Source organism: Deltaproteobacteria bacterium (assembly GCA_016177765.1).
Lineage (GTDB): Bacteria > UBA10199 > UBA10199 > JACPAL01 > JACOUP01 > JACOUP01.
On the sequence record JACOUP010000008.1, the window covers coordinates 75,389 to 97,197 of the forward strand.

General features: G+C 54.1%; 19 protein-coding genes. 15 read left to right on the forward strand and 4 right to left on the reverse strand.

Annotation, left to right across the window (positions count from 1 at the left end; translation table 11 throughout):
• Nucleotides 1–4: 4 nt before the first annotated feature.
• The 3 genes from HYS22_02800 to HYS22_02810 all read right to left on the reverse strand — a co-directional run bounded on the left by HYS22_02800 (nt 5) and on the right by HYS22_02810 (nt 5,382).
• Nucleotides 5–1,357, reverse strand: a complete 1,353-nt coding sequence (locus HYS22_02800) for a hypothetical protein (protein ID MBI1909081.1) — start codon at nt 1,355–1,357, stop codon at nt 5–7.
• Nucleotides 1,358–1,417: 60 nt separating this feature from the next.
• The gene (locus HYS22_02805; protein ID MBI1909082.1) at nt 1,418–2,806 is read right to left on the reverse strand and encodes a hypothetical protein; all 1,389 of its coding nucleotides are present in this window, start codon (nt 2,804–2,806) and stop codon (nt 1,418–1,420) included.
• A gap of 68 nt (nt 2,807–2,874) precedes the next feature.
• On the reverse strand, nt 2,875–5,382 hold the full coding sequence (locus HYS22_02810; GenBank protein MBI1909083.1) for a hypothetical protein: 2,508 nt from the start codon (nt 5,380–5,382) through the stop codon (nt 2,875–2,877).
• 99 nt (nt 5,383–5,481) lie between these two features.
• On the opposite strand from HYS22_02810, the gene HYS22_02815 reads away from it, so the two are divergent.
• The 13 genes from HYS22_02815 to HYS22_02875 all read left to right on the forward strand — a co-directional run bounded on the left by HYS22_02815 (nt 5,482) and on the right by HYS22_02875 (nt 18,978).
• A complete protein-coding gene (locus tag HYS22_02815) occupies nt 5,482–7,197 on the forward strand; it encodes a CTP synthase (GenBank protein ID MBI1909084.1) in 1,716 nt (571 codons plus the stop codon).
• A gap of 46 nt (nt 7,198–7,243) precedes the next feature.
• Complete coding sequence (locus HYS22_02820) at nt 7,244–9,103, forward strand: hypothetical protein (protein MBI1909085.1); 1,860 nt, start codon at nt 7,244–7,246, stop codon at nt 9,101–9,103.
• 33 nt (nt 9,104–9,136) lie between these two features.
• A complete protein-coding gene (locus HYS22_02825; protein MBI1909086.1) occupies nt 9,137–10,849 on the forward strand; it encodes a hypothetical protein in 1,713 nt (570 codons plus the stop codon).
• A gap of 126 nt (nt 10,850–10,975) precedes the next feature.
• Nucleotides 10,976–12,463, forward strand: coding sequence for an RNA polymerase factor sigma-54 (gene rpoN, locus HYS22_02830; protein MBI1909087.1), 1,488 nt, complete (start codon nt 10,976–10,978; stop codon nt 12,461–12,463).
• 12 nt (nt 12,464–12,475) lie between these two features.
• A complete protein-coding gene (gene raiA / locus HYS22_02835) occupies nt 12,476–12,781 on the forward strand; it encodes a ribosome-associated translation inhibitor RaiA (protein ID MBI1909088.1) in 306 nt (101 codons plus the stop codon).
• A 60-nt stretch (nt 12,782–12,841) separates the two neighbouring features.
• Nucleotides 12,842–13,312 carry a PTS sugar transporter subunit IIA gene (locus HYS22_02840; protein MBI1909089.1) on the forward strand — a complete coding sequence of 157 codons (471 nt, stop codon included), beginning with the start codon at nt 12,842–12,844 and terminating at the stop codon, nt 13,310–13,312.
• Complete coding sequence (gene hprK / locus HYS22_02845; protein MBI1909090.1) at nt 13,312–14,280, forward strand: HPr(Ser) kinase/phosphatase; 969 nt, start codon at nt 13,312–13,314, stop codon at nt 14,278–14,280. The genes HYS22_02840 and hprK overlap by 1 nt, the downstream gene beginning before the upstream one ends.
• An 8-nt stretch (nt 14,281–14,288) precedes the next feature.
• A complete protein-coding gene (locus HYS22_02850) occupies nt 14,289–14,744 on the forward strand; it encodes a PTS sugar transporter subunit IIA (protein MBI1909091.1) in 456 nt (151 codons plus the stop codon).
• Nucleotides 14,641–15,003, forward strand: a complete 363-nt coding sequence (locus HYS22_02855) for an HPr family phosphocarrier protein (protein ID MBI1909092.1) — start codon at nt 14,641–14,643, stop codon at nt 15,001–15,003. The genes HYS22_02850 and HYS22_02855 overlap by 104 nt, the downstream gene beginning before the upstream one ends.
• Nucleotides 15,000–16,745, forward strand: a complete 1,746-nt coding sequence (ptsP, locus tag HYS22_02860; GenBank protein MBI1909093.1) for a phosphoenolpyruvate--protein phosphotransferase — start codon at nt 15,000–15,002, stop codon at nt 16,743–16,745. The genes HYS22_02855 and ptsP overlap by 4 nt, the downstream gene beginning before the upstream one ends.
• 50 nt (nt 16,746–16,795) lie before the next feature.
• Nucleotides 16,796–17,584 (forward strand): CDP-alcohol phosphatidyltransferase family protein, encoded by a 789-nt coding sequence (locus tag HYS22_02865; protein MBI1909094.1) that lies wholly within the window; start codon nt 16,796–16,798, stop codon nt 17,582–17,584.
• Between the two features lie 9 nt (nt 17,585–17,593).
• Nucleotides 17,594–18,244 (forward strand): HAD family hydrolase, encoded by a 651-nt coding sequence (locus tag HYS22_02870; GenBank protein MBI1909095.1) that lies wholly within the window; start codon nt 17,594–17,596, stop codon nt 18,242–18,244.
• On the forward strand, nt 18,241–18,978 hold the full coding sequence (locus HYS22_02875; protein ID MBI1909096.1) for an NTP transferase domain-containing protein: 738 nt from the start codon (nt 18,241–18,243) through the stop codon (nt 18,976–18,978). Before HYS22_02870 ends, HYS22_02875 begins: the two co-directional genes overlap by 4 nt.
• Here HYS22_02875 and HYS22_02880 read toward each other — a convergent pair.
• Nucleotides 18,936–19,964, reverse strand: a complete 1,029-nt coding sequence (locus HYS22_02880) for a flippase-like domain-containing protein (protein ID MBI1909097.1) — start codon at nt 19,962–19,964, stop codon at nt 18,936–18,938. The two genes, HYS22_02875 and HYS22_02880, sit on opposite strands and share 43 nt — an antisense overlap.
• Before the next feature lie 62 nt (nt 19,965–20,026).
• On the opposite strand from HYS22_02880, the gene HYS22_02885 reads away from it, so the two are divergent.
• Together HYS22_02885 and HYS22_02890 are read left to right on the forward strand one after the other, a co-directional pair.
• Nucleotides 20,027–21,103 (forward strand): radical SAM protein, encoded by a 1,077-nt coding sequence (locus HYS22_02885; protein ID MBI1909098.1) that lies wholly within the window; start codon nt 20,027–20,029, stop codon nt 21,101–21,103.
• Nucleotides 21,100–21,771, forward strand: coding sequence for a rhomboid family intramembrane serine protease (locus HYS22_02890; protein ID MBI1909099.1), 672 nt, complete (start codon nt 21,100–21,102; stop codon nt 21,769–21,771). The genes HYS22_02885 and HYS22_02890 overlap by 4 nt, the downstream gene beginning before the upstream one ends.
• Nucleotides 21,772–21,809 lie beyond the last annotated feature (38 nt).

Consider the following 21,809-nt stretch of genomic DNA (forward strand, 5'->3'; position numbering starts at 1 on the left):
AAATCTACCGCGGCGCCTCGGGCCAATAGTGACCGAGAAACTCGTTTTTGACCTGATCAAAAGACTGCCCGTGGAAGGCCAGGTACTCCTCGGTCATGTGGCTTAATTCTCGAATCCGGTAAGAAAGGGAAACCGCCCTCTGGTTGGTCTCCTTCCATTCCCCCTCTTCCGTTTTAATCCGGTCGTTTTCCGTTGTGTGAAGGGTCCCCAGTCCAAAGAGGTTGACGGAGACATACTCCTGACAAATGTTACTTTCTTTTTCATCCCAGTGGACGCAATGGGCCACGGAATCTTGCGCCAGGTGAAGGGCGGCCGCAAGCCGCATCTGGCGGATCGCCTCCCAAGGCCCCTTGCCGGAGGCCAAACGATCCCACTGGTCTTCATGAAGATACCTCAAAACGTTCCGGTAATGGGCCACTCCCATCTCAAAGGCCCCTTCAACCCCCCTCTCCGCATCCACAAAATTATTCAGCGCCCCCCTGATATGAGCGGCAAGATCACTGTAAGAACGCATCAAGACCTCAAGAACCTCACGGTTAGGATAATCGTCGGCATCATTACCGGGAAAGACAACATTTCTCATCTGGGCATACATCATCAAAGATCTCAATTTTTTGATCCCCCGAACAACCTCCTCCAGACGATTAGCAACCAACGCCTCTTTCATATCGGTGATCTGTGAAAGAATGCCGTTTAAGGGCTCATTGTCAGAAAAAGCCGGATGGGCCTTTTGCAGTTCCTCCCCCAATCGATGAATTTCAGTGAGATGATGACCCATCGCTCCCCGAATCCTGGTCCGTGTCTCCGCCATCCCCTGGAGCTTGACGCACCCTTTATCATCAACAACAACCGGCCTGACAGCATGCCTTTCGTTGAGTTCGGCACTGCCAAACTGGCTCCCGATCAGGCTGACATAATTGGCATGAATCAAGGGGGGAAAATCGCGGTAAGATACCTCTTTTCGGATAAGATCAACAAATTTGGGCTCTTCCGAGGAATAAAGACTTAGAGCCCCCCAAGGGAGAAGATAGGCGATATGGGTAATCAAGGAGTGCGCATCCTCCTCGGAACCAACCCTCTCCTGGTTAATCGTCAGGCTGGGGGGAAGACCCAAGAAAAGGAAACGGGAGAATCCGGCAAGGACCCACGGCCCCTCTTCAAGCTGTGGCAGGTAACTCCGTTCCCAAAACCCCTGATCCCTCAGCTCCGGGACAAGGAGATCAACGACAATATCGTTGTCTTCCTGAAAGCAAACCTCGAGGTTGGCCTCCGGCATCTTGAAACAGAGCCCGGAGGCGACAAGAAGCCCGGTATTGTCTGCATAATGATCAAAAACAATCGAGTTTTCTGCCAACATCGGCGAACTGGATCGGCGGGGTTAAAACAATAGTTGCGTAAAAGAAAAAACTTTTCTGGATTATTCGTCAGGCCAGTACTGGTCAAGAAATTCTTTTTTGGTTTTCAGAAAGTCTGCATCATTTGGAAGATTCGCAATCTTCAAAAGTTGAATCGAGATCGCCACTGCACGGTCGGTCGAAGGCTTTAGAACCCCTTTTCGGGTCGTAATCTCGTCATCCTCAGGGAGGTGAAGGCTCCCCAGCCCCAGAAAATTGTTGGAGACAGCGTCCTGGCAGACATCCCTCTCCCAACTGCGGCAATGGGCAACGTAATCCTGGGCCAGGTGTATGGCGGCCGCCAGCTTCATCTGTCCCATGGCGGTCAATGGCCCACGGCCTGAGGCCAGGGAATCCCAATCCTCCTCCGGAAGGTATCTCAAGACCTCCTTATAAGAACGGATCCCCGCCGCCAGGGCCTTTTCGTCCCCCTTGGGTGAATCACCCATCATCGCGTTGGTAAAATGACGACCGGATTCCTGAATCAAACGGGCCAGGTCTCGATAAGGTTCAATCTGATGATACAAACTCCAAGGGCGATTGTACCGGTTCGAATCATTCTGGGGGAATTTGACGTTGCGCATCCTTGGATAAAAAAACCGCGGACGGAGTCTCTTCAGGCGAGCCACCACTTTGGGATATTGTTCCTGATTAAAGTCATCATTCATCGCTCGAAGTTCCCTGAAGAGGCGGACCATTTCCCGATCATCCAAAAAAATGACTGGACTCTGATCCAGCTCTTTTTGAATCTGATGGATCTCGGAGAGCCACCGATCCATCGACTTCCGGATCATCTGACGCGTCTCTCCCATCGTTCGGAGTCTTACCTGATCCAACTCAGGATCAAACTTGACCCCCCTCATGGCGTGATGGGTCGTCCCTCTTTGGGCATTGAAAAGCAGACCCAGATAATCGACATAATTACCACGCCGTGTCGGCGGATAGTCCTGATAATCCAGCTCTTCGTAGAGTTTCAACGCTGATTCATCCCCCCTGGACCCGTAAAAGGGGAGTTCAAAATCTTTTCCAAGCCTCTCTAACGCGAACCGTGTAATATTGGCGTGGCCGGCCTCCTCATGACCGACCGGTTCTTCACCGACCGTAAGACTGGGGGGGAGCCAGATCACGGCCAAAAGTTTGAGCCCACTGACCCGCCAAGCCCCCTTCTCCAGCGAAGGGACATAGCTTCGATCCCAGCGGGCCTGTCCCCTTTCCACCGAGTGGAGAAGGTCCAGGACAAGGGCCCCCTCCGGGAAACAGGCCGAAAGCCCGGACTCTTCCATCTCAAAACAGAGTTCGGAATTGACGAGTTTGCCGGTTTCCTCAGGGTAGGACCGGAGGGGACTGTTGTCGCTTGAATAGGCAACAACCCCCTCTGAGACAAGCCTGGCGACTGTTAGAAAGGCTCCCATTCCGTATCAGATTATCGGTAGAAAAGAGCTAAAGTTGTGACAGCGCCCCCCCATAACAGCGCGTTGCGTTAGAAAGAAATCCCTTCGTAAGGATCCTCTGCCGCCAGCGGCAAACGGCTGGGGAGAGGATCAAGAGAGCTTCTTCGCTGGCGAACCCTGCGACCGACCTCCGCTTCCCCTTCGGAATGGGGCAGGACTGTCGCCGGTAATGTCGAATTGTAGAAGATATCGAAGAGGTCAAACCGCTCCGTCTTCCCCCCTTTCAGGTGCTGAATGGCAAATCCCGCGGGATTCTGGTCGTAGGCCGGACCGGAGGCGCGAAGGGTCAATTGACAAGGCTCTCCGCGTTGCCGGCACTCCTCGAGGATTTTTTCTTCATCATCCCCGTGGCTTTGAGCCACAGACGGAGGCAGGCGCAAATGTTCATCCAGGTCATACTTGTCCCACAATTTGTTTAACTCCTTCTGAAACCGCTCAATATCAGTATCCGTGACTCCACCATCCCACTCTATTCTTGAACGCATTCCCAACTCATAGAGCTCGCCTCTCAAGGCCTCTTTCTTTTCCGGCGAGAGATCAAAATCAAAGGAGTACGCCTCCCACCGGTGGATATGGCCAAAAATCAGATTTTTTATGACGTCGCGAAAGTACCACAAGAAGATCAGGACCGCCCGGCGCGATTGGGTATTCAGGGTATTGGCGGTATAATCGTCGCCAAAGAGGACATCGAGATAGTGAAAGAGGGGAAAGTGGGCGGAGAAGGTCACCTCGGGGAACAACCCGTTGCAGGTTACTGCCTCTCCCACCGTACACCCTTGACGGCGCAGTTCATCGGCCAAAGTATGGATAAAGAAACGCAAGGCCGGATCGGTATACCCCTTGGCCGGGACCTCCTGTTTGTGGAGGTACTTGTGGATGCCGTCAATTGAAAACGGCAGGATCGGGACAAACAGGAAGACGTAGACAAACGGACGGAGCGCCTCCGGGGTGTTTTGAACCATATAGCGGAAATACTTGAAATCCTCCCGGCCATCATCGGTCATCATAAAGGTGTGCCCCTTGTACCGCAGGACAACATTCGGTTCCGAATTGACATAAAGATATTGGTTCCCCCGGAAGTCATCGTCCGCCGTCTGCCGTTCCGGTGGCACATCAAAAAGGTCGTAGGTGAAAATCTCCTTCAAAACCAGCCAGCTGTTGGTAAAGAAATCGGTCCAGCGGAACGTCTCGGGGTCGACAACCATTGCCTCACCGGCCGCTTTTGTGGTCAGGGCCCGCGTGATCTGGGCCCCCAGCCATAAGGTCCCATAACCCCGCCCAGGATCGGCATTGGCCGCATACCCCTCCTTCTGTTGCTCCTGCCCCTTCGGAGAAAGGCGGGGATCGGTGTTGACGGCAGGGGGATGAATACGAGCCAGATAATTGGGGCGATGCCCCGGATGGTTGCCGGTTTCCACCCAGAAAGGGACACCGGCCTGATAGAGACGAAAAGCAAGAAGACGGGTATGTTCTCCGGAAAAGGGGCGTTGCTGGAGACTGTCCGAGTCATTCACGTTGTCAATCTCATCCCCATGGATCACGACAAAATCGATCTCCCCCGATCGGTAACGGCGGACCGCCTCGCCAACCATCTGTTGCAGGTGACGGTCATAATTGACGGCGATCTCTTTCGTCTCCCAAAGAAGGGCCAATTTTTCACGGGCCGCCTGATCTCCGGTAATCGCACGGGCCTCATAGAGACGATCCACCTTTTCCAACTGGTTCCTCAGATAGGCCAGACGCAATCGGTAATCGTTTGCCCGCACATGGGGGTCCGCCAAATGCAGGACCCCGAAATCCCTATCTGACTCGTCGTAGACGAGGAGTGTCTCCCCCTCACGACCCGGCTGGACCAGATGAAAGAAGCCCCTTTCTCCGACCGATGGAAATTCATCGGCTGTTTTCAAGCGGACCGCCACCTTCACAATGGCGGCCTTCTGCCCGTTAAAGGCGATCCGCTTCAGGTGGGAACGATCGGGATGTTCAATAAAGGCGTCATATTCCCTGGAATCGGCAAGCCGGACAACCTCCAGTTCGTAACGAGGACCAGGATCTTCTGCCGATTGAAGAAAGAGTCCCCCTGAAAAATGGGCGGTGACCCTCTCCCAGAGTTCCGGACTGGACCGGTGCCCGGCAAAACCGGGAACCACCACCTTGAGGATCATCTCACGACCGGCCTTCAGTTCCTGCCACGACTTGGCATAAAAATGGCCGAGCCCCCCATAGACCGCCGGTTCCCCCTCTTTAAAGCGGACCTTCTCTTCAAAAAGGTCCATCTCGTGGTACAAACCGCCGATTTCGGCCGCCGCCCCGGAGAAAAAGGAATCGATCCTTGATTCCACGTTCCTCAAAATTTGAGGTTTTTCAGGCCGATAACGCTCGTGACGACCGATCACCCTTTCAAAAAAACCGCCGATCGCTTTCTCAAAGGAAGAGGCCTCCCGATCCGGAGAAGGCCCCTCGGGGTGCGGCAATGGGGAGGCCCCGACAACCCATCTCGCTTCTCCATCCTGAGAATAGGGGGACGTTGAAGACAAGAATCCTGTTGCGTCGGCACCAGCCACGAAAAATTATTCGGTTTTATCGGAAAAAAGTTGCCCCCTTTTTTTAGGTTTGTTATAGGGGGACTCGTTCTTGTGAAAACAAAATTTATTTTCATTACCGGTGGTGTCGTCAGCTCTTTAGGAAAAGGGCTCGCCTCCGCCTCCATTGCCGCCCTGCTCGAGGCCCGCGGGCTCAAGGTAACGCTTCAGAAATTAGACCCTTACATCAATGTGGATCCCGGAACGATGAACCCGTTCCAGCATGGGGAGGTTTTTGTGACCGACGACGGCGCGGAGACCGATCTGGACCTCGGCCACTACGAACGGTTCGCCAATGTCCGTCTGGGGAAACTCAACAATTGTACCACCGGCAAGATTTACAACTCTGTCATCCAAAAAGAACGACGCGGCGATTACCTCGGCCGGACCGTTCAGGTCATCCCCCATATCACCGATGAGATCAAAGGTTCCGTGATGAAGGTTGCCTCTGGAATCGACCTGGCGATTGTGGAAATTGGCGGGACCGTCGGCGACATCGAAAGCCTCCCCTTTCTGGAGGCGATCCGCCAGTTCCGGGCCGATATCGGACGGGATAATGTCCTTTATATCCACCTGACCCTCGTCCCCTTCATCGCCGCCGCCGGTGAATTAAAGACAAAACCGACGCAACATTCCGTCGGCAAACTCCGTGAAATCGGAATCCAACCGGACATCCTTCTCTGCCGGACTGATCGGCCTCTCGCCAAGGAACTGAAATCAAAGATCGCCCTCTTCTGCAACGTTCCCCCCGACTGTGTCTTTACCGCAAAAGATGTCAGTTCCATCTACGAGGTCCCCAGCCATTTCCATCAGGAAGGGCTGGACGAGAAAATCGTGGAGATTTTGAACATCTGGACCCGCGAGCCGGATCTTTCCGCCTGGGAAAATCTGGTCAAAACGATCAAGAACCCGCAGGGAGAGGTCACGATCGCGATCGTCGGCAAATATGTCCACCTGACCGATTCGTACAAGAGCCTCAATGAAGCGCTGGTCCATGGCGGGATCGCCAATAATCAAAAAGTGAACCTCCGGTTCATTGATTCGGAGGAGATTGAAAAATCCGATTCCGTCGCGAAGATTATCCAGCAGGAGGGGAAGGGTGATTCACCCAGGGAGCCGGACGGGATCCTGGTCCCCGGCGGTTTTGGCGAGCGCGGCGTTGAGGGAAAGATCAAGGCGATCCGGTACGCCCGTGAAAACAAGATCCCGTTCTTCGGGATCTGTCTCGGGATGCAACTGGCGGTCATCGAGGTGGCCCGTCACCTTTGTAACTTAAAGGATGCCAATTCGAGCGAGTTCAACCCCCACACCCCGCACCCGGTGATCAGCCTGATGGAGGAACAAAAGGCGGTCGTCACCAAGGGGGCTACGATGCGGCTCGGGTCCTACCCCTGTCGCGTCGAAAAGGGTTCAAACGCCTTCGCCGCCTATAGTGAAAAAGAGATATCCGAAAGACACCGTCACCGGTACGAGTTCAACAACAGTTATGAAGAAAAGCTGTCCCAAAAGGGGCTTGTCGTCTCCGGGGTTTGTCCTGAAGGAAACCTCGTTGAGATCGTGGAGTTGAAGAAACACCCCTGGTTCCTCGGGTGTCAGTTTCATCCGGAATTCAAGTCCCGCCCGATGCACCCCCACCCGCTCTTTGCCTCCTTCATCAAGGCGGCCGCCCTCCAAAAGGCCCAAAAGGAATGGAAAGGATCGAAGGGCGATTCGCCCAAGGGTGAGGAGATGTCTCCCACGATCCCCTTCCCCAGGTCCTCCAAAAAGTAAAAATACCGCAACCGGTTGTCAGGGCCGTCCGATAAGCAACCCGCTTATGCCCCCACCGGTCCGCACCATTGAAAGCCGCTTCCTGATCCACCGTCTGGCCGAGGCGACCGGTCTTCCGGAGTCGGATTCCGGCATTCAAGACCTTGTTCGTGATCTCGACAGCCTCGATGACCAAATCGACGGGGTCATCCCATACGATCCCGACGACACCTTTTTCATCCCCCTCCCGGAAGATCCGAGACAATACGTCCAGGTGAGCCGGACCGCCCTCTTCCGTGGTCTCGTTACCATACGTCTTGGCGGCGAGGGGGTGGATAGCCGGATCATCGAAGGGGCCTTAGCCGTCCTTCTGGAAGAGATGCCGGATGAGCCGACCGCGGAGGCATTGGCCAGACCGGCAGCTATCGGTGCTGAAATGGCGGCCGGAATCGGGGAAGAAGCCCATCTCCTGGAGGATGCCTCCCCTTCTAAACCGCCGCCTCCTCCCTGGGGAAGCGCAGCGACATGGGACGAGATCACCGGACTGGTGGTGATTGGCCTGGAGAGACAATCTGAAGGGACCCTTGTCGTGACCATCCTTTCTCCTTCTGAAGATCTCCCCGGTAAGTTTATCTGGATGGAGACAACTACACGGGTCTCATCGGTTCATCTGACTTCCGATGGTCAAAGAGCGGTCCTGCGGTTTGACTCTGAAAGAGAGAACCGCAGTTCTCTTGAATACCCCCTGTTCCCGGGAACCCCCGGCAACGACCTTTTGATCCGAAACGGTGGCGCACTCACCGCCAATGACACCGATCAAACAATGAAACTCCTCGCCTTTGCGGGGGCGGTCAATGAGGAACATCTGGCGAGTCTGGATAGCAAGGCCGGTTTTCACCTGAATCCGGACGATCTCTGGCTCAAGGGGCATCATTATGGGAAGGTTGTCTCCATTGTCCTGATGGCAGAGGAACGGTTCGTCGTCATTGCAGAGCTAAGGCACAGAGGAAAGCTCCTTGTGGTGATGGCGGAACCGGATTCCTTTTCACTGGTCCGTCTGGACAACGGGTTATGGAGGGTCGAATACCGGATCCTGACCCCTGATGACGCCCCGACAATCACCCAGGGGATTGACCTTCATCCGAAACAGCCGGCTGTCACGGCCTGGATTCGGGAGGTGGTTGGAGAAGTCAGCGGGTCGGCCGTAGGCGCCGCCTCCTTTCCCCTCTCCCTTGAACAGGCGATTTCCCTTCTGGAACAGCAACCACTTTCCGCTTTGGAAGAGGCGGCGGTCGGGACAGCCGCGATCAGCGTCGCTACAGAGCTCCAGCGACTGGCCGAGGCAAACCCGGATCTCCCCCTCAGGGAACTGATTAAAAGACAAACGTTTCCGGAGAGCCCAACCCGGTCCCCACCCCGCAAACCACCCCGCGGCGGCGGTAGCGGACAAGGAGGTCCGGCCACTCCTGTTTCGGGCGGTTGGGGCAACCCTGTCTACGCTGAACCAGGCAAGTCCCCATTCAAGGCGACCGGTCTTGGCGATATCGCAATGGTTCTGGCGATCGCCCAGACATTGGACCCAGAGTCCCAGTCGGTCGTCGGGGCGTTCCTTGCCTCCGGTCAGCCGGTACCGAATATTCCGGTTGTCTTTCCCCAGGAACTTTCGGGAGAAGAACCGCTCGCCGTCGCCGGGCGGGCTGTTGTCCGGATCTTGGCCGATAGCCTGACTTCAAGACCTGCCGATCCCTTTATTATCGAACGGGTCACAACCGGTCTCCATCGACTCCAGCCTCCCCAAAGGGGGCCTGGCACCCTTTCAAGGCCCGAAAGGGACCGTGCGGTGGAAGAGGCGGTCCGACGGGGGCCTGCTCCAGGCGGGCCTGCTTTAGCCGGGCCAGCCCGGTTTTTTCGAGCAACTTTCCATTAACGGGGGCGATAAGAACCCCAAAGCGAAACAACCATGGCCCCTCCTGATCCGATCAGTCCCGGCAGTCGTCCCCCTTTTCTTAACGACCCCTTTTTCGCCCGATACCGGGAATCGGTCGCCGCCCGGGAATCGATCCTCCACCACACCACGGTTCATGCCCAACAGGTACAGGTCGAATTTTTGGGGGTCATCCATGGTGATTATCGTTTCCGTGAAACCGTTGTCTCCTCCGAACCGGGGGTCAGTTTTACAAAAACGAACGCCTGGAGCTATGAGGGGTTGCGGTGGCTCCGGCATGCCCCGGACCTCAGTGGGGCCGAGGCGATCTGCTACGCCGGGGCGGGAATCGCCGCCGTTGGGATCGCCGGCTGGGTCGCGGTGGAAGGGGGAATTGTCACCCTCGCGGCAAAAACCCCTGAAGCGGTGGCCGCCCTGCAAAAAACCATGATCGCCTATTGGACACAAAAACGGATCATCACGGCAGTCACCGCCGGAGGGGTGAACGTCGTTGTGGGGGAGGCAGTCTCTCCCCTCTTCGGCCATACGCCCGACGCGCGTGAATCGGTTTTGAATTTTGGTTTCGGGGCCGCCACAGGGCTGGTCTTCCCGCTCCCGGAGCTTGGGCTTCTGGAAGCGGTCGCCAACCGACAGTGGGTTCCCTATTTCCTGCAAAGTCTGCAAAGGGGGGCCACGCTCCATGGCCCGATGGGGGCGACCTGGTCGGTTGCAAATCTGGCGACCCATCCGGAACAAGACAGCGGACCGGCAGGTATCGCGAGCCATGCACTCAGCGGGTTTGTGGCCGGGGCCGCCCTCGGCCCGGCCGTGGATAATCTCCTCTACGGCATCGGTGCCACCACGAGAAACTTTATCGAGATTGGACCGCCACGGGTTGCCGTCAAGGTCACCTCCGGAAAAACAACCGGGAGACAACCTCCCCAAACAGAACCAGAGGGTGTGCCACCCAAGGGGATCTATTTCATGAAATCCCCTCCCTCCGAGTTCTTCAGCAGGGAGGTAGAGGTTGATTTTGATCTACTCTTGAGACTCTGCGAAGAGCATGGAGCGGATGGCACTATTAAGGGCATGCTCGAAACCTTTCGAAGCATTGAGTCCGGTAAAAAGATTGCTGTCCGTGTGGACATGGCCCGCGATGGAACACTTTCTTTCTATCTCCCCAACTTCAGTCAAAGGACCATCCATCTCCCCACAAGAGAATATAGGGCATGGCGCGAATTTTTTGAGGAGCATACCGGCATTGAATTCCCGAGGGCAGAATCGGGGGTGGCGGAAACGGTCCCCCCCGTTGCCGCTGAGAGAGATACCGTCCCATTTCAGCCGGGAGAACCCGCCACCCCTCCCTTCACGAGACCCGAAACCGCCGAGCACCCCTCACTAAGAGAACCGCCCGACTTTCCTCCCGGCACAACAGCAGTGGTTCCAAGAACAGCCTTTCCAGCCTTTGATGCCACCCCCAGAGATGTGAGGACCCTTGTCACGAATCAAAATCGTCCGATCGGAAAGGCCCTGGACCTTCTCAAAGGAGATCCTCCTGAATCGTTACTCGCCTTCGATTCCCTCCTGGAACAAGCGATCAAGACCGGGGAAGATCAGTACGCAAAACTCCCGAACGGCTGGTCGGTCCAGATCACCCGCACCCCGGCTTCAGACCCTATCAGCGCCCCTCCCGGACAATCGGCCGAGCTCCAGCCGGTTCTTCACTTCCAATTTTTCATGGAAGATTAAGGGCCTTCCTTTTTTTTCTTGACTTTCCACCCCCCACCGACCTGACTAAAAGAGGGCTCAATCTCCCACAGCTTGACACCGATCGCCCCGGAGGCATATCATTAGTGGAAGAGGAAACTGTCAACCGTGCCCCTCGAGATCAAACAGAACCTCAGGCTCTCCCAACAGCTCGTCATCACCCCACAGCTGCAACAGGCGATCAAGCTCCTGCAACTCTCCCGGCTCGAACTGCAAAATCTGGTCCAGCATGAGCTGTTGGAAAACCCGGTCCTGGAAGAACAGCCGGAGGAGGAAGAAACCCCCCAGGAGGAGGAGACCTCCGCCGTCACCGAACCGATGGCCCTCCAGCATGAATCCAAGGAAAAACTGACCGAAGAGCTCTCCAGCGAAACCAAGGAGATGAAGCAACCGACCGATTTTGATTGGGAAAACTACATCGGCCAGTACAACGCCGCCGAGATGTACGGACCGACGGAACCGAAGGGGGAGGCCCCCTCCAATGATGACCTCCCGACCTATGAAAACAGCCTGACCCGTCCGGACACCCTGCAGGAACACCTGATCTGGCAACTCCATTTTGCCAACCTCTCCGAGGAGGAGATGAAGATCGCCGATGAACTGATCGGAAACTTAAGCGACGACGGCTACCTTCAGGTGAACCTGGAGGAATTGTCACAGAAAAACGGAAATAATCTCCCCGAGATCGAAGCGGTCCTGAAAAAGATCCAGGAGTTTGATCCCCCGGGGGTCGGGGCGAGGAATCTTCAGGAGTGTCTCAAACTTCAGATCGGCCACCACGGAGAGGCCAAGGAACTCCTGGCCCATATCATTGACCATCACCTGGCCAACCTGGAAAAAAAGAACTTTCAGGCGATCGCCAAGGAATGCGGCATCAGCGTGGAAAAGGTGGGGGAACTGGCCAAGGTTATTTCTTTTCTGGAACCGAAACCGGGACGCCCATTCGGGGGAGAACGACCTCAATACATCGTGCCGGATGTTTTCGTCCACAAGATCGGCGAAGATTATATTGTCCTTTTGAACGATGACGGTCTTCCGAGACTGCAGATCAGCAATTTTTATCGGAACGCCCTTATGCAAAAAACGGTGCCGGACAACGCCCGCGACTACATCCAGGACAAACTCCGGAGCGCCCTCTGGCTGATCCGGAGCATCCACCAGAGGCAGAGAACCCTCTATAAGGTGACCTGTTCCATCGTCAAATTCCAGAAGGAGTTTTTGGAGAAAGGGATTCATTACCTCCGTCCGCTCGTCCTCCGGGATGTCGCGGAGGATATCGGGATGCATGAATCGACCATCTCCCGCGTTACCAACAACAAGTACGCCCAGACCCCGATGGGGCTTTTTGAACTGAAATATTTCTTTCATTCCAAGGTCACCACCTCCAACGGGGAGGCGATGACTTCCGAGGCGGTCAAGGATGAGATCCGTAAAATGATTTCCGGTGAAAACCACCAGAAGCCACTCTCCGACCAGGAGATTGCCGAGATGCTCCATAAAACCAATATCCAGGTGGCCCGACGAACAGTTGCTAAATATAGAGAAATATTGGGTCTTTTGCCATCCTCCCGAAGAAAACAGGCCCCTCAAGGCTAAAGGAGTAAATTCATGGAACTGCATATGACCTTCCGACACACCGCCCCTACGGAGGCGTTGAAGAGTCATGTTGAAGAAAAGCTGGGAAGGCTGACCAAGTATTTTGTCAAACCGGAGGCGTTTCATGTGATCCTGACGGTGGAAAGGGCCCGTCATATTGTCGAGATCACATTCTCGGAAAACGGCAACCTCTACACCGCCAGGGAGAAAACAAACAATATGTACCTCTCCATTGACCGAACCATCCACAAGCTGGAACACCAGCTTAAAAAATACAAAGAGAAGCTCAAAGAACACAAGAAAAAGAGGCTGATTTGAGTCTATTTAGTATTGCTTTTCTTCCAACGGTGTCCTAGCGTCCCCCCCTCGAGTGACACCATGAAGATCAAGCAGATCCTCCGCGAGAGCTCAGTTGAATCCAACCTCAAGGCCGATTCCAAGGAAGGGGTCATTGAGGAACTGGCCTCCCTGCTCCTGCAGGGACAGGCGGCGCCTCAACCGGAATTCAGGGAGAAACTGGTCCGCGTCCTGATGGAGCGGGAAAAATTGGGGAGCACCGGCATCGGGAACGGCGTCGCGATCCCCCACGGCAAGATGCCCGGTCTGGGCGAGATCATGACCGGCTTTGGGCGAAGCCCGAAAGGGATCGAGTTTGATTCGCAGGATGGAAGGTCGGCCCATCTTTTCTTCATCCTCGTGGCCCCGGAAAATGCCGCCAGTCTCCACCTCAAGGCCTTGGCCCGCCTGTCCCGGCTTTTGAAAGATGCCCACTTCAGAAACAAGTTGATGGAGGCAGAATCCGCCCACGCCTTGTACCAGGCGATTGTTGAAGAAGATGAGAAATTCTAATGATCTCTGTCTCTATCAATGAACTGCTGGGCGACAAAGAGTACAAACTCGCTCTGGAGTTGGTGGCCGGCGAAAAAGGGCTCCCCAAAAAAATCGTCATCCCCCAGATCCAGAAACCGGGGCTCGCCCTGACAGGCGACACCTCCAACCTTCATCCGGGCCGAATCCAGATCCTGGGAACTTCGGAACTCAATTTCTTGACCCGGCTCCCCGCGGCCAAAAGAAGGACCATTATCAAAAAAATCTGTCATGTGGATATCGCCTGTTTTATTGTCACCCATGGCAATCCAATCCCGGAGTCTTTTGTCGAGGAAACGGAAAAGAACAGAATCCCCCTCCTCAAGACAACCCTTTCCACCGCCACCTTTATTATGAGGGTCTCGCGCTTTCTGGAAGACAAATTGACAGCCCAGACCGCCATTCACGGGGTCCTTGTCGACATCTTCGGGGTCGGCATCCTGCTGGTTGGCAAAAGCGGCATCGGCAAGAGCGAGTCTGCCCTGGAGCTGATCATGAAGGGGCACCGTCTGGTTGCCGATGATATCGTCAACATCCGCAAAAAACCGCCCGGCACCCTTTATGGCAGCGGTTCCGAGCTGATCAAGTACCATATGGAGATACGGGGATTGGGGATCATCAACATCAAGGATCTCTTTGGTGTCAGCTCCGTCAGGGACCAGAAGCTGATTGAGCTGGTGATCGAACTGGTCGAGTGGAAACCCAGTGAAGAATATGAGCGGCTCGGGGTCACGGAACATACCTACAAGATTCTGGATGCCAAGGTCCCTTTCCTTCGAATCCCTGTCCGCCCGGGGAGAAACCTGACAGCGATCATCGAAGTGGCCGCCCGCAATCAGCTCCTGAAGGCCAAAGGGGTCTATTCGGCCTATGAACTCCAGGAAAATCTGACAAGAGAACTCTTGAACCAGCAAAAGGAAAAGGATCTCCCTCAAGGGATCATGGAATAAGGAGAGATATGATAGGAGCCGTTGTCGTGACTCATGGCAACATCGGGACGGAAATGATCCGGGCCGCCGAATCGATCGTGAAAGAGAAACTCCCGTTTCTTGGCGTCGCCCTGGAACATCACGAATCAGTCCCTACGATGAAAAGCAAGATCCGGGAGGCGATCGCTTCCTGTCATTCCCCTCAAGGGGTTCTTCTCCTCTCCGATCTGTTCGGAGGGACTCCCTGCAATCTCTGTCTCTCCTTTCTGAAAGAAGTAAAGGTGGAGGTGGTCACCGGGGTCAATCTCCCGATGCTGATCAAACTCGCCCATTATCGGGAAAACAGGCCGCTGAAAGAAGTGGCCCGTTTCATCAGAGAATATGGCAAAAAAAACATCACCTTGGCAAGACAGGTCCTCAAGGGTGATCCACCCAGGGGTGAGTCACCCAAGGGACAAGGGTCCGGTCTATCGCGATCAGGCTAGAAAGACCTACAAGATCACTAATGATCTCGGTCTTCATGCCAGGGCGGCGGCCCTGTTTGTAAAAATTGCCGGACGTTACAAATCCGAGGTACTCGTCCGTCGCGGAAACCAGGAGGTCAATGGCAAGAGCATTATGGGGGTCCTGATGCTGGCCGCCGGCCGCGGCTCTGAAATAAGCGTCATCACCACCGGAGAGGATGCCCAGGAGGCGCTCCAGGAACTGGGACAACTCATCGAAAACAAGTTTGGTGAAAAGTGAAGAAAAAAAAGATAAAAACCTTAAAAGGACTCGGTGTCTCTCCCGGTATTGCGGTTGGCAAGGTCCATCTGTTTGATACCGGCCCGATTTCTTTCCCAAAATACTGGATTGCTGACCGGGAAATCGGCTCGGAGGCAGCTCGTTTCAAGAAGGCGATAGAAAAGGTCCGTCATCAGCTTTTGAAAATCCGCGACAAACTTTGTAAATTTCAGGTGGGTGACGAGATCCGGATCCTCGACTCCTACCAGATGATCGCCAAGGATGAAATGCTCTATTCCTCTACCGTCAACACGATCCGGCAGGAGAAGATCAATGCCGAATGGGCCCTGGATAAAACCTTAGCCGGTGTCAAGGCCGCCTTCCTCGAAAGCCCTTCGGAATTTTTTAAGGAACGGCGGGCCGATGTGGAACATGTCGGCAATCTGATTTTTAAAAACCTCCTTGGTGAAGAAGAAGTCACCCTTCGGTTCAAGAAAAATACCATCCTTGTCGTTCACGACCTCTCCCCCGCGGATACCGCCCAGATCGTCAAGGGGACGATTCAGGGATTCATCACGGAGGTTGGCGGCAAAACATCCCACACCGCAATCTTTGCCAAGGCCCTTGAGATCCCTGCGGTCGTCGGGGTTGTGGAGGCCACTCGTACCGTTGCCGAAGGAAATTCGCTCCTTCTTGACGGAAGTGAGGGGATCGTGATTATCAACCCCTCCACCAGTGACAAAAAAAGATACCAGGAGATCAAGAAAAAACAGGGACTCATGGACACCCTTCTCCTGAAAGGGGCCCACCTGCCGGCAGTCACCAAGGATAATTTTACCCTCCGTCTGGCGGCCAACATGGAACTCCTGGAAGAGATCCCTACCATCAAGAAATATGGCGCCGAAGGGATCGGGCTCTACCGGACAGAGGTCCTCTATCTCCGCAATAAACGTCTCCCTTCCGAAGAGGAACATTTTGAAAGTTACAAAAAGGTCCTCCAGAAAATTGCCCCCCATCCGGCAACGATCCGGACCCTGGACATCGGAGGGGACAAGATTCTGCCTGACTCGGAATATATGGAAGGACTAAACCCGGCCCTCGGTTTCAGGGCGATCCGTCTCTGCCTCCGGGAAAAGGAACTCTTCAGGACACAACTCCGTGCGATGCTTCGAGCTTCTATTTATGGCAAACTGAAGATCCTCCTCCCGATGATCTCCAGTGTGGAAGAGATCCGCCAGGTCAAAAAGATCCTGGCTGATGTCCGGGAGGATCTCGATCGAAAAGGGGTCCGCTATGATCCCGACATCCGGTTGGGAACGATGATTGAGGTCCCCTCGGCCGCCATGATGGCCGACGCTATCGCCGGAGAGGTTGATTTCCTCAGCATCGGAACCAACGACCTGATCCAGTACAGCCTCGCTATCGACCGGGTGAACGAGCATGTCGCCTACCTTTATGAACCACTTCATCCCGCCATCTTGCGTCTTCTCAAACAGGTGGTTGAGGCCGGGCGTGAAAAAAAGATTGAGGTCTCGGTCTGCGGAGAGATGGCAGGCGAGCCGTTGTATCTTTTGATCCTTTTGGGTCTCGGTTTTACCGAACTTTCCATGAATCCCCTCTCCATCCCACGCGTCAAAAAAATCCTCCGCCAGGTGACTTTCAAACAGGGAAGCGACCTCGTTGAGAAGGCCCTCGCCTGTAAAACTACCTCCGAGGTGGAACACCTTGTCCGCCGGGAGATGGCTAAGGTCCAGGAGATCTAGAATCGCCCCTTTACTTTGAGAAAAAGGCCTGTTAGCTTTTCTGCCTGTCGATGATGTTGCCCTATTTTCATCTGAAATATTTAAGACCCTCCCCGGCTGAGGCCGAGGGCTGTTTCCGGATTGTGCAGGCCACTACAGGATTGGTAGCCCGTCACCTGAACAAACGGATCTCACTGCCGATCAGCCTCATTTTGGCGCGAAGGGGATTTAAGCCAAACAACATCACCTATTTTAATATGGTTGTCGGGATCGGCTCCGGCCTTCTGGCCGTCCAGGGAACCGGTTCTTCCATTTTTTGGGCCGCCTTTCTCTTTCAGGCGGCTTCAATCCTGGACGGTGTCGATGGGGAGGTCGCCAAACTGAACAAAACAGGGACTCCCTTCGGTCAATGGCTCGATACCTTGAGCGACAACCTGACTCTTTTTCTCTTTCTGATCGGCCTGACCACCGGTCTCTACCAGACCACCCATAACCTCTGGGTTCTGAGGGCTGGGGAATTGGGGCTCTTCAGTTTTCTCGTTCTCCTCGCAATCATGCTCATTTTTCTCAAAAGAAACACCAATTCGGGGAGCTTTGTCACCTACGACAAGGAATTTGTCTCAAAAATCACAGAAGGAAAAGGGGTTCTTCCCCTGCTTGTCAAATACGGACGTTACTTTCTGAAAAAGGACTCCTTCGCCCTTCTCTTCTTTCTGCTCGCCGCTGTCGGTTACCCCCAGATGATCCTCTATGCCACAGCCCTGGGAACGACTGCGGGATGGTGCCTGATGGCCTATTTCAACCTCAAAAGAAAATTGGCGAAAAATCTTACCCCTTCCGCCCTGACAGAACCCGATTAGGCAAAAGAGATGAAGACCAAAAAAACAGTTTGCGTCTTTGATTTTGACGGGACCCTTGTGGACTCCATGGGTGACTTTGCGGAGCTCGCAGGACGACTCATCAGCGGAACCTATGGTCTTTCTCTCGACGAGGGGAAAGAGGCCTATATCCGAACTTCAGGTCTCCCTTTTTTGGATCAGTTAGAAATGGTTTTCCCCGGGGACCCACGAAACGGGGAGACCGCCAGGGCCTTTGAAGAGGAAAAAAAGAAGGAGTATTTTAGCAAAAATCTCTTTGATCAGGTCCCGGAAACCCTTTCCTACCTCCGTGAAAAGGGGATGAGGGTCGCCATCTCCTCCAGCAACCATCAGGAACTGGTCGAGGAATTTTTGAGCAAAAAAGGGATCCGGTTTGACCTTGTCCTGGGTTGGCGCCCCAACTTTTCAAAGGGGAAGGAGCACTTTGAGCATATCCAGAAATATCTCAAGACCTCTTCCGATGGTATTCTGTTCATCGGCGATTCCCTCAAGGATGCCGAAAGGGCGGCCCACCACCAGGTTGATTTCATCGGCAAGACCGGAACCTTCAAGGCTTCTGATTTTCAGAAAAACTTTCCCCAATTCCAAACCATTGAAGAGCTCTCCGAGTTAAAGGGGATTTTGGGGGAAGTCCCCCTGTGAAGGGGGTCATCCTGGCTGCGGGACAGGGGAGCCGGCTCGGGTTACTCACTCGATCACGACCGAAGGCGCTTGTCCCGGTTCTGGAAAAACCCCTTATCGAGTACATCCTGACCCTTTGTGATGAAGCCTCTCTGGAGGAGATCATCGTTGTTGGGGGGTATCAGTTTTATAAATTGGCGGCCGTTTTGGAAAAAAGAGCCGGTGGCACACCCTTGGGTGGCACACCCTACCGCCTCCTCCAAAACCGAGAGTACAAAAAAGGGAACCTGCTGACCCTTGTTTGCGCCCTCCCTTTTCTGGAGGGGGATTTTTTTATTGCCAATGCCGATCACATTTACCCCCCATCCCTTTTCCACAGCTTTCTGAAAAACGCCAAAGAGATTTCAGCGGCCTGTGATTTTGACCGTCAACTCTCCGGTGACGACATGAAGATCCGTCATGATTCTCAAAAACGACTTTTGGCGATCAGCAAGAAGCTCCCTACTTATGACGGCGGTTATATCGGCATGACCTCCTGTACCAAAAAGAGGCGTGGGCTCTACGAACGGGCCGTTGAGGCCACCTTTCAAAGGAAAGGGACAAAGGCGGTTGTGGAGGAGGTGCTGGAGACACTGATCCTGTGGGGTGAAAATCCGCTTGTTCACGATGCCAGCGGGCACCGTTGGTGGGAAGTCGATACCCCTTCAGAGATTCAAACAGTGGAAAGAGAACTCGCCTTGTTCCGTGCCCGGTAGAAGGACAAAAGAAGCCAGCCGGTGGTGACAAAAAAACCGGAACGGAGATGACGGATAATCTGCAGAGAAACACCAATCGCCGGGTTAAGTTTCATGAAGTAAAAAACGAGCCCGTTGACCCCTTCAAGAATCCCAAGGCTCCCCGGTATAAAACTGAAGACGAAATTACAGAGCGGCACCATGGCGGTCAGCCCCCACAAGGCCGTTACTGGAAGCGGTAATCCCAAGAAATAGAGGATCAACGCCGTTTCTGCAACCATCACACAACGGGTCATGAAATGACAACCAAAGGCGGCGGCAACCCTCCATCCCCCTTCACGATAGGCCTGCCGGATCAGGTGGTCCACCTCCAGGAGTTCCTTTCTTTTTTCGGGGGAAATTCTCCTGGTGGCTTGAATACGATCACCAATCTTCAGGAGGACCTCGAACAGGCCTCTTCTTTGAACGAGAAAGAGGGAGAGGATGGCGACAAAAAGGACGGCCAACCCTCCCGCCAGTTGAAAGACCATACGGACCGGAAGAACCCAGTAAGAGAAAAAGAGGCCAAAGCCGATCGCGATGAAAGAGATGACCGCCAAGGTGTAGAGAGACCGATCGACAACAATGGAACGGGTCCCTCCCTGCCAGGGGATATCCCCTCTCAGGAGGTAAACCCGCAGAGGGTCACCGGCGGCAAAGTTGAGCGGGGTCGTGGCATTCACCGCCTCCCCGATCATCTTGACTTTCAGGAGCCTCCAGAAAGAAGGGTTTTTCTGCTTGGGTGAACCACCCTTGGGTGAATCACCCTGGGGACCCAGACACAAGGACCAGGCGGTCGCAAAAAGAAAATAATTGACCAGGCTCAGGGAAAGGACCGGGATGAAACGCCAGTTAAAATTGATCAACTGGTTCCACAAGACCTCTGGGCCACTTTTCCAGACAACCACAGCGAGAACGGCCAGTCCTATCAGAGGCAGGAGATACCGAAGAAGTCGCCAACGTTTCATGATCGGTGGTGAGTAAAAGAAAAAGTTGACTTAGTCAAGGAACACAGTAGTCTTTTCTCCTCGTGAAAACAGAAATTTCATCCAGATGGCGTCAATGGTCGATGGGAGCGAGGATCGCTTCACGTCTGGTCCTCGGGAAACCGGTCATCTTCAACCTCAACCTCTACACCACCCGCCTCTGCAATCAGCAGTGTCCGATGTGCAACGCTGAACTGGATGTCAATGGCGGACCCAGCATCACGCTGGAGGATTTCAGGTATTACCAGGACCAATTAAAAAATTATACGATCCCAACAATCACCTTTTCCGGCGGGGAACCAACCATCGCCCCGGAACTTCCAGATATCATTGAGTACTCGTCGAAACTGTTTCCGTTCCGGATGGGGATCGTCTCCAACTTTTATGGCCGAAATGACCGGTTCCGTCGCACGATGGACGCCTGTCTGAAATACAATGTCAACATCGGTTGTTCCTTCGATGGCTTCGGAGAAGTGGCTGACAAACAGCGCGGGGCCAGAAATGTCTCGGAGATCGTTACTGAAAACTTGAAATGGGTCACCGCCCGTAAAAAGGAGCTCGGGTCAAAAGCCCCTCTGGTCATGAACACCGTCATCAGTGACACCAATCTTTCGCAGGTCATGGAGATTGTCCGGTTCTCCAAGAAACTAGGCTGGGAACACCGGATCTCCTGCGTTAATCAATTCTACTATTATAAACCGGTTTCCGATTCCCCCACCCTGACCTATAGCCGCGAGCTTTATGAAACACTGGTCAAGATTATCAACGAGTCGCACATCCGTCAGAACAGGGGGTTCATCAAGGGGATCGCCCTCTATGCCCAAAAGAAAACGCCTAAATTTTGCCCGTTCATCACCTGGCCGCTCAAGACCGCCAAGGTTTTTCTGGATCACAACGGGGATATCTCCCTTTGCGACCGTCACCCGATCGGTAATCTTAAAAAGGAAAGTTTTGAGACCTTGTTACAAACAGCCCTGTACCAAGAAAAACAAAATGACCACGACCGGTGCGAAGGGTGCTGGCTCCCCTGCTTTGTGGAGCCGATCACCTACTTGCGTCCGCTAGCAATGAGGAAGGTCTTGAAAGAGTTTGACCGCCTCGCTATTTCCTTGCCTCAATGATCCCCTACCGAAGTTCCCAAAAGAGAAAGGGGTATGCCACCCGAACGTTTCCCTGGGTCACTGTGGCCCTGATTCTGATGAATGTCGCTGTTTTTTTCTATGAGGTCACCCTTCCGGCCGCTCAACTGAAAGACTTTTTTAAAACCTTTGCCCTCGTCCCGGGCCATTTTCGGCCTCTGGGGTTGATCACCGGGCTCTTTCTTCATGGCGGGTGGCTCCACCTTATCGCCAACATGCTCTACCTCTGGGTCTTTGGAGACAACGTCGAGGAAAAAATGGGACGCCATTCCTTCCTCAATTTTTACCTCGCCTCCGGCATCATTTCTTTCCTTGCTCAGGTCGCCTTTGACCCCGGCTCCAGCCTTCCCCTGATCGGTGCCAGCGGGGCGATCGCCGGAATTCTGGGGATCTACCTCCGGCTTTTCCCAAAGTCACACGTCACCGTCCTTGTCCCGATCTTCATTTTCTTAAGACGAATGATCCTCCCGGCGTGGCTGGTCCTCGGTTTCTGGTTTGTCCTCCAATTATTGGAAGGATTGCTCTCTCTCCAACAGTTGGAGGCTGGAGCGGCCTCTTCAGGGGGGATCGCCTTTTTTGCCCATATTGGCGGGTTTTTGTTTGGGATTCTCGTCGGGCCATTGTTTGTAAAAAGAAAAAAACGGGGCTAACTTTAATCTGGTCTTGCATGCCTCCTGACCCGCGTTGT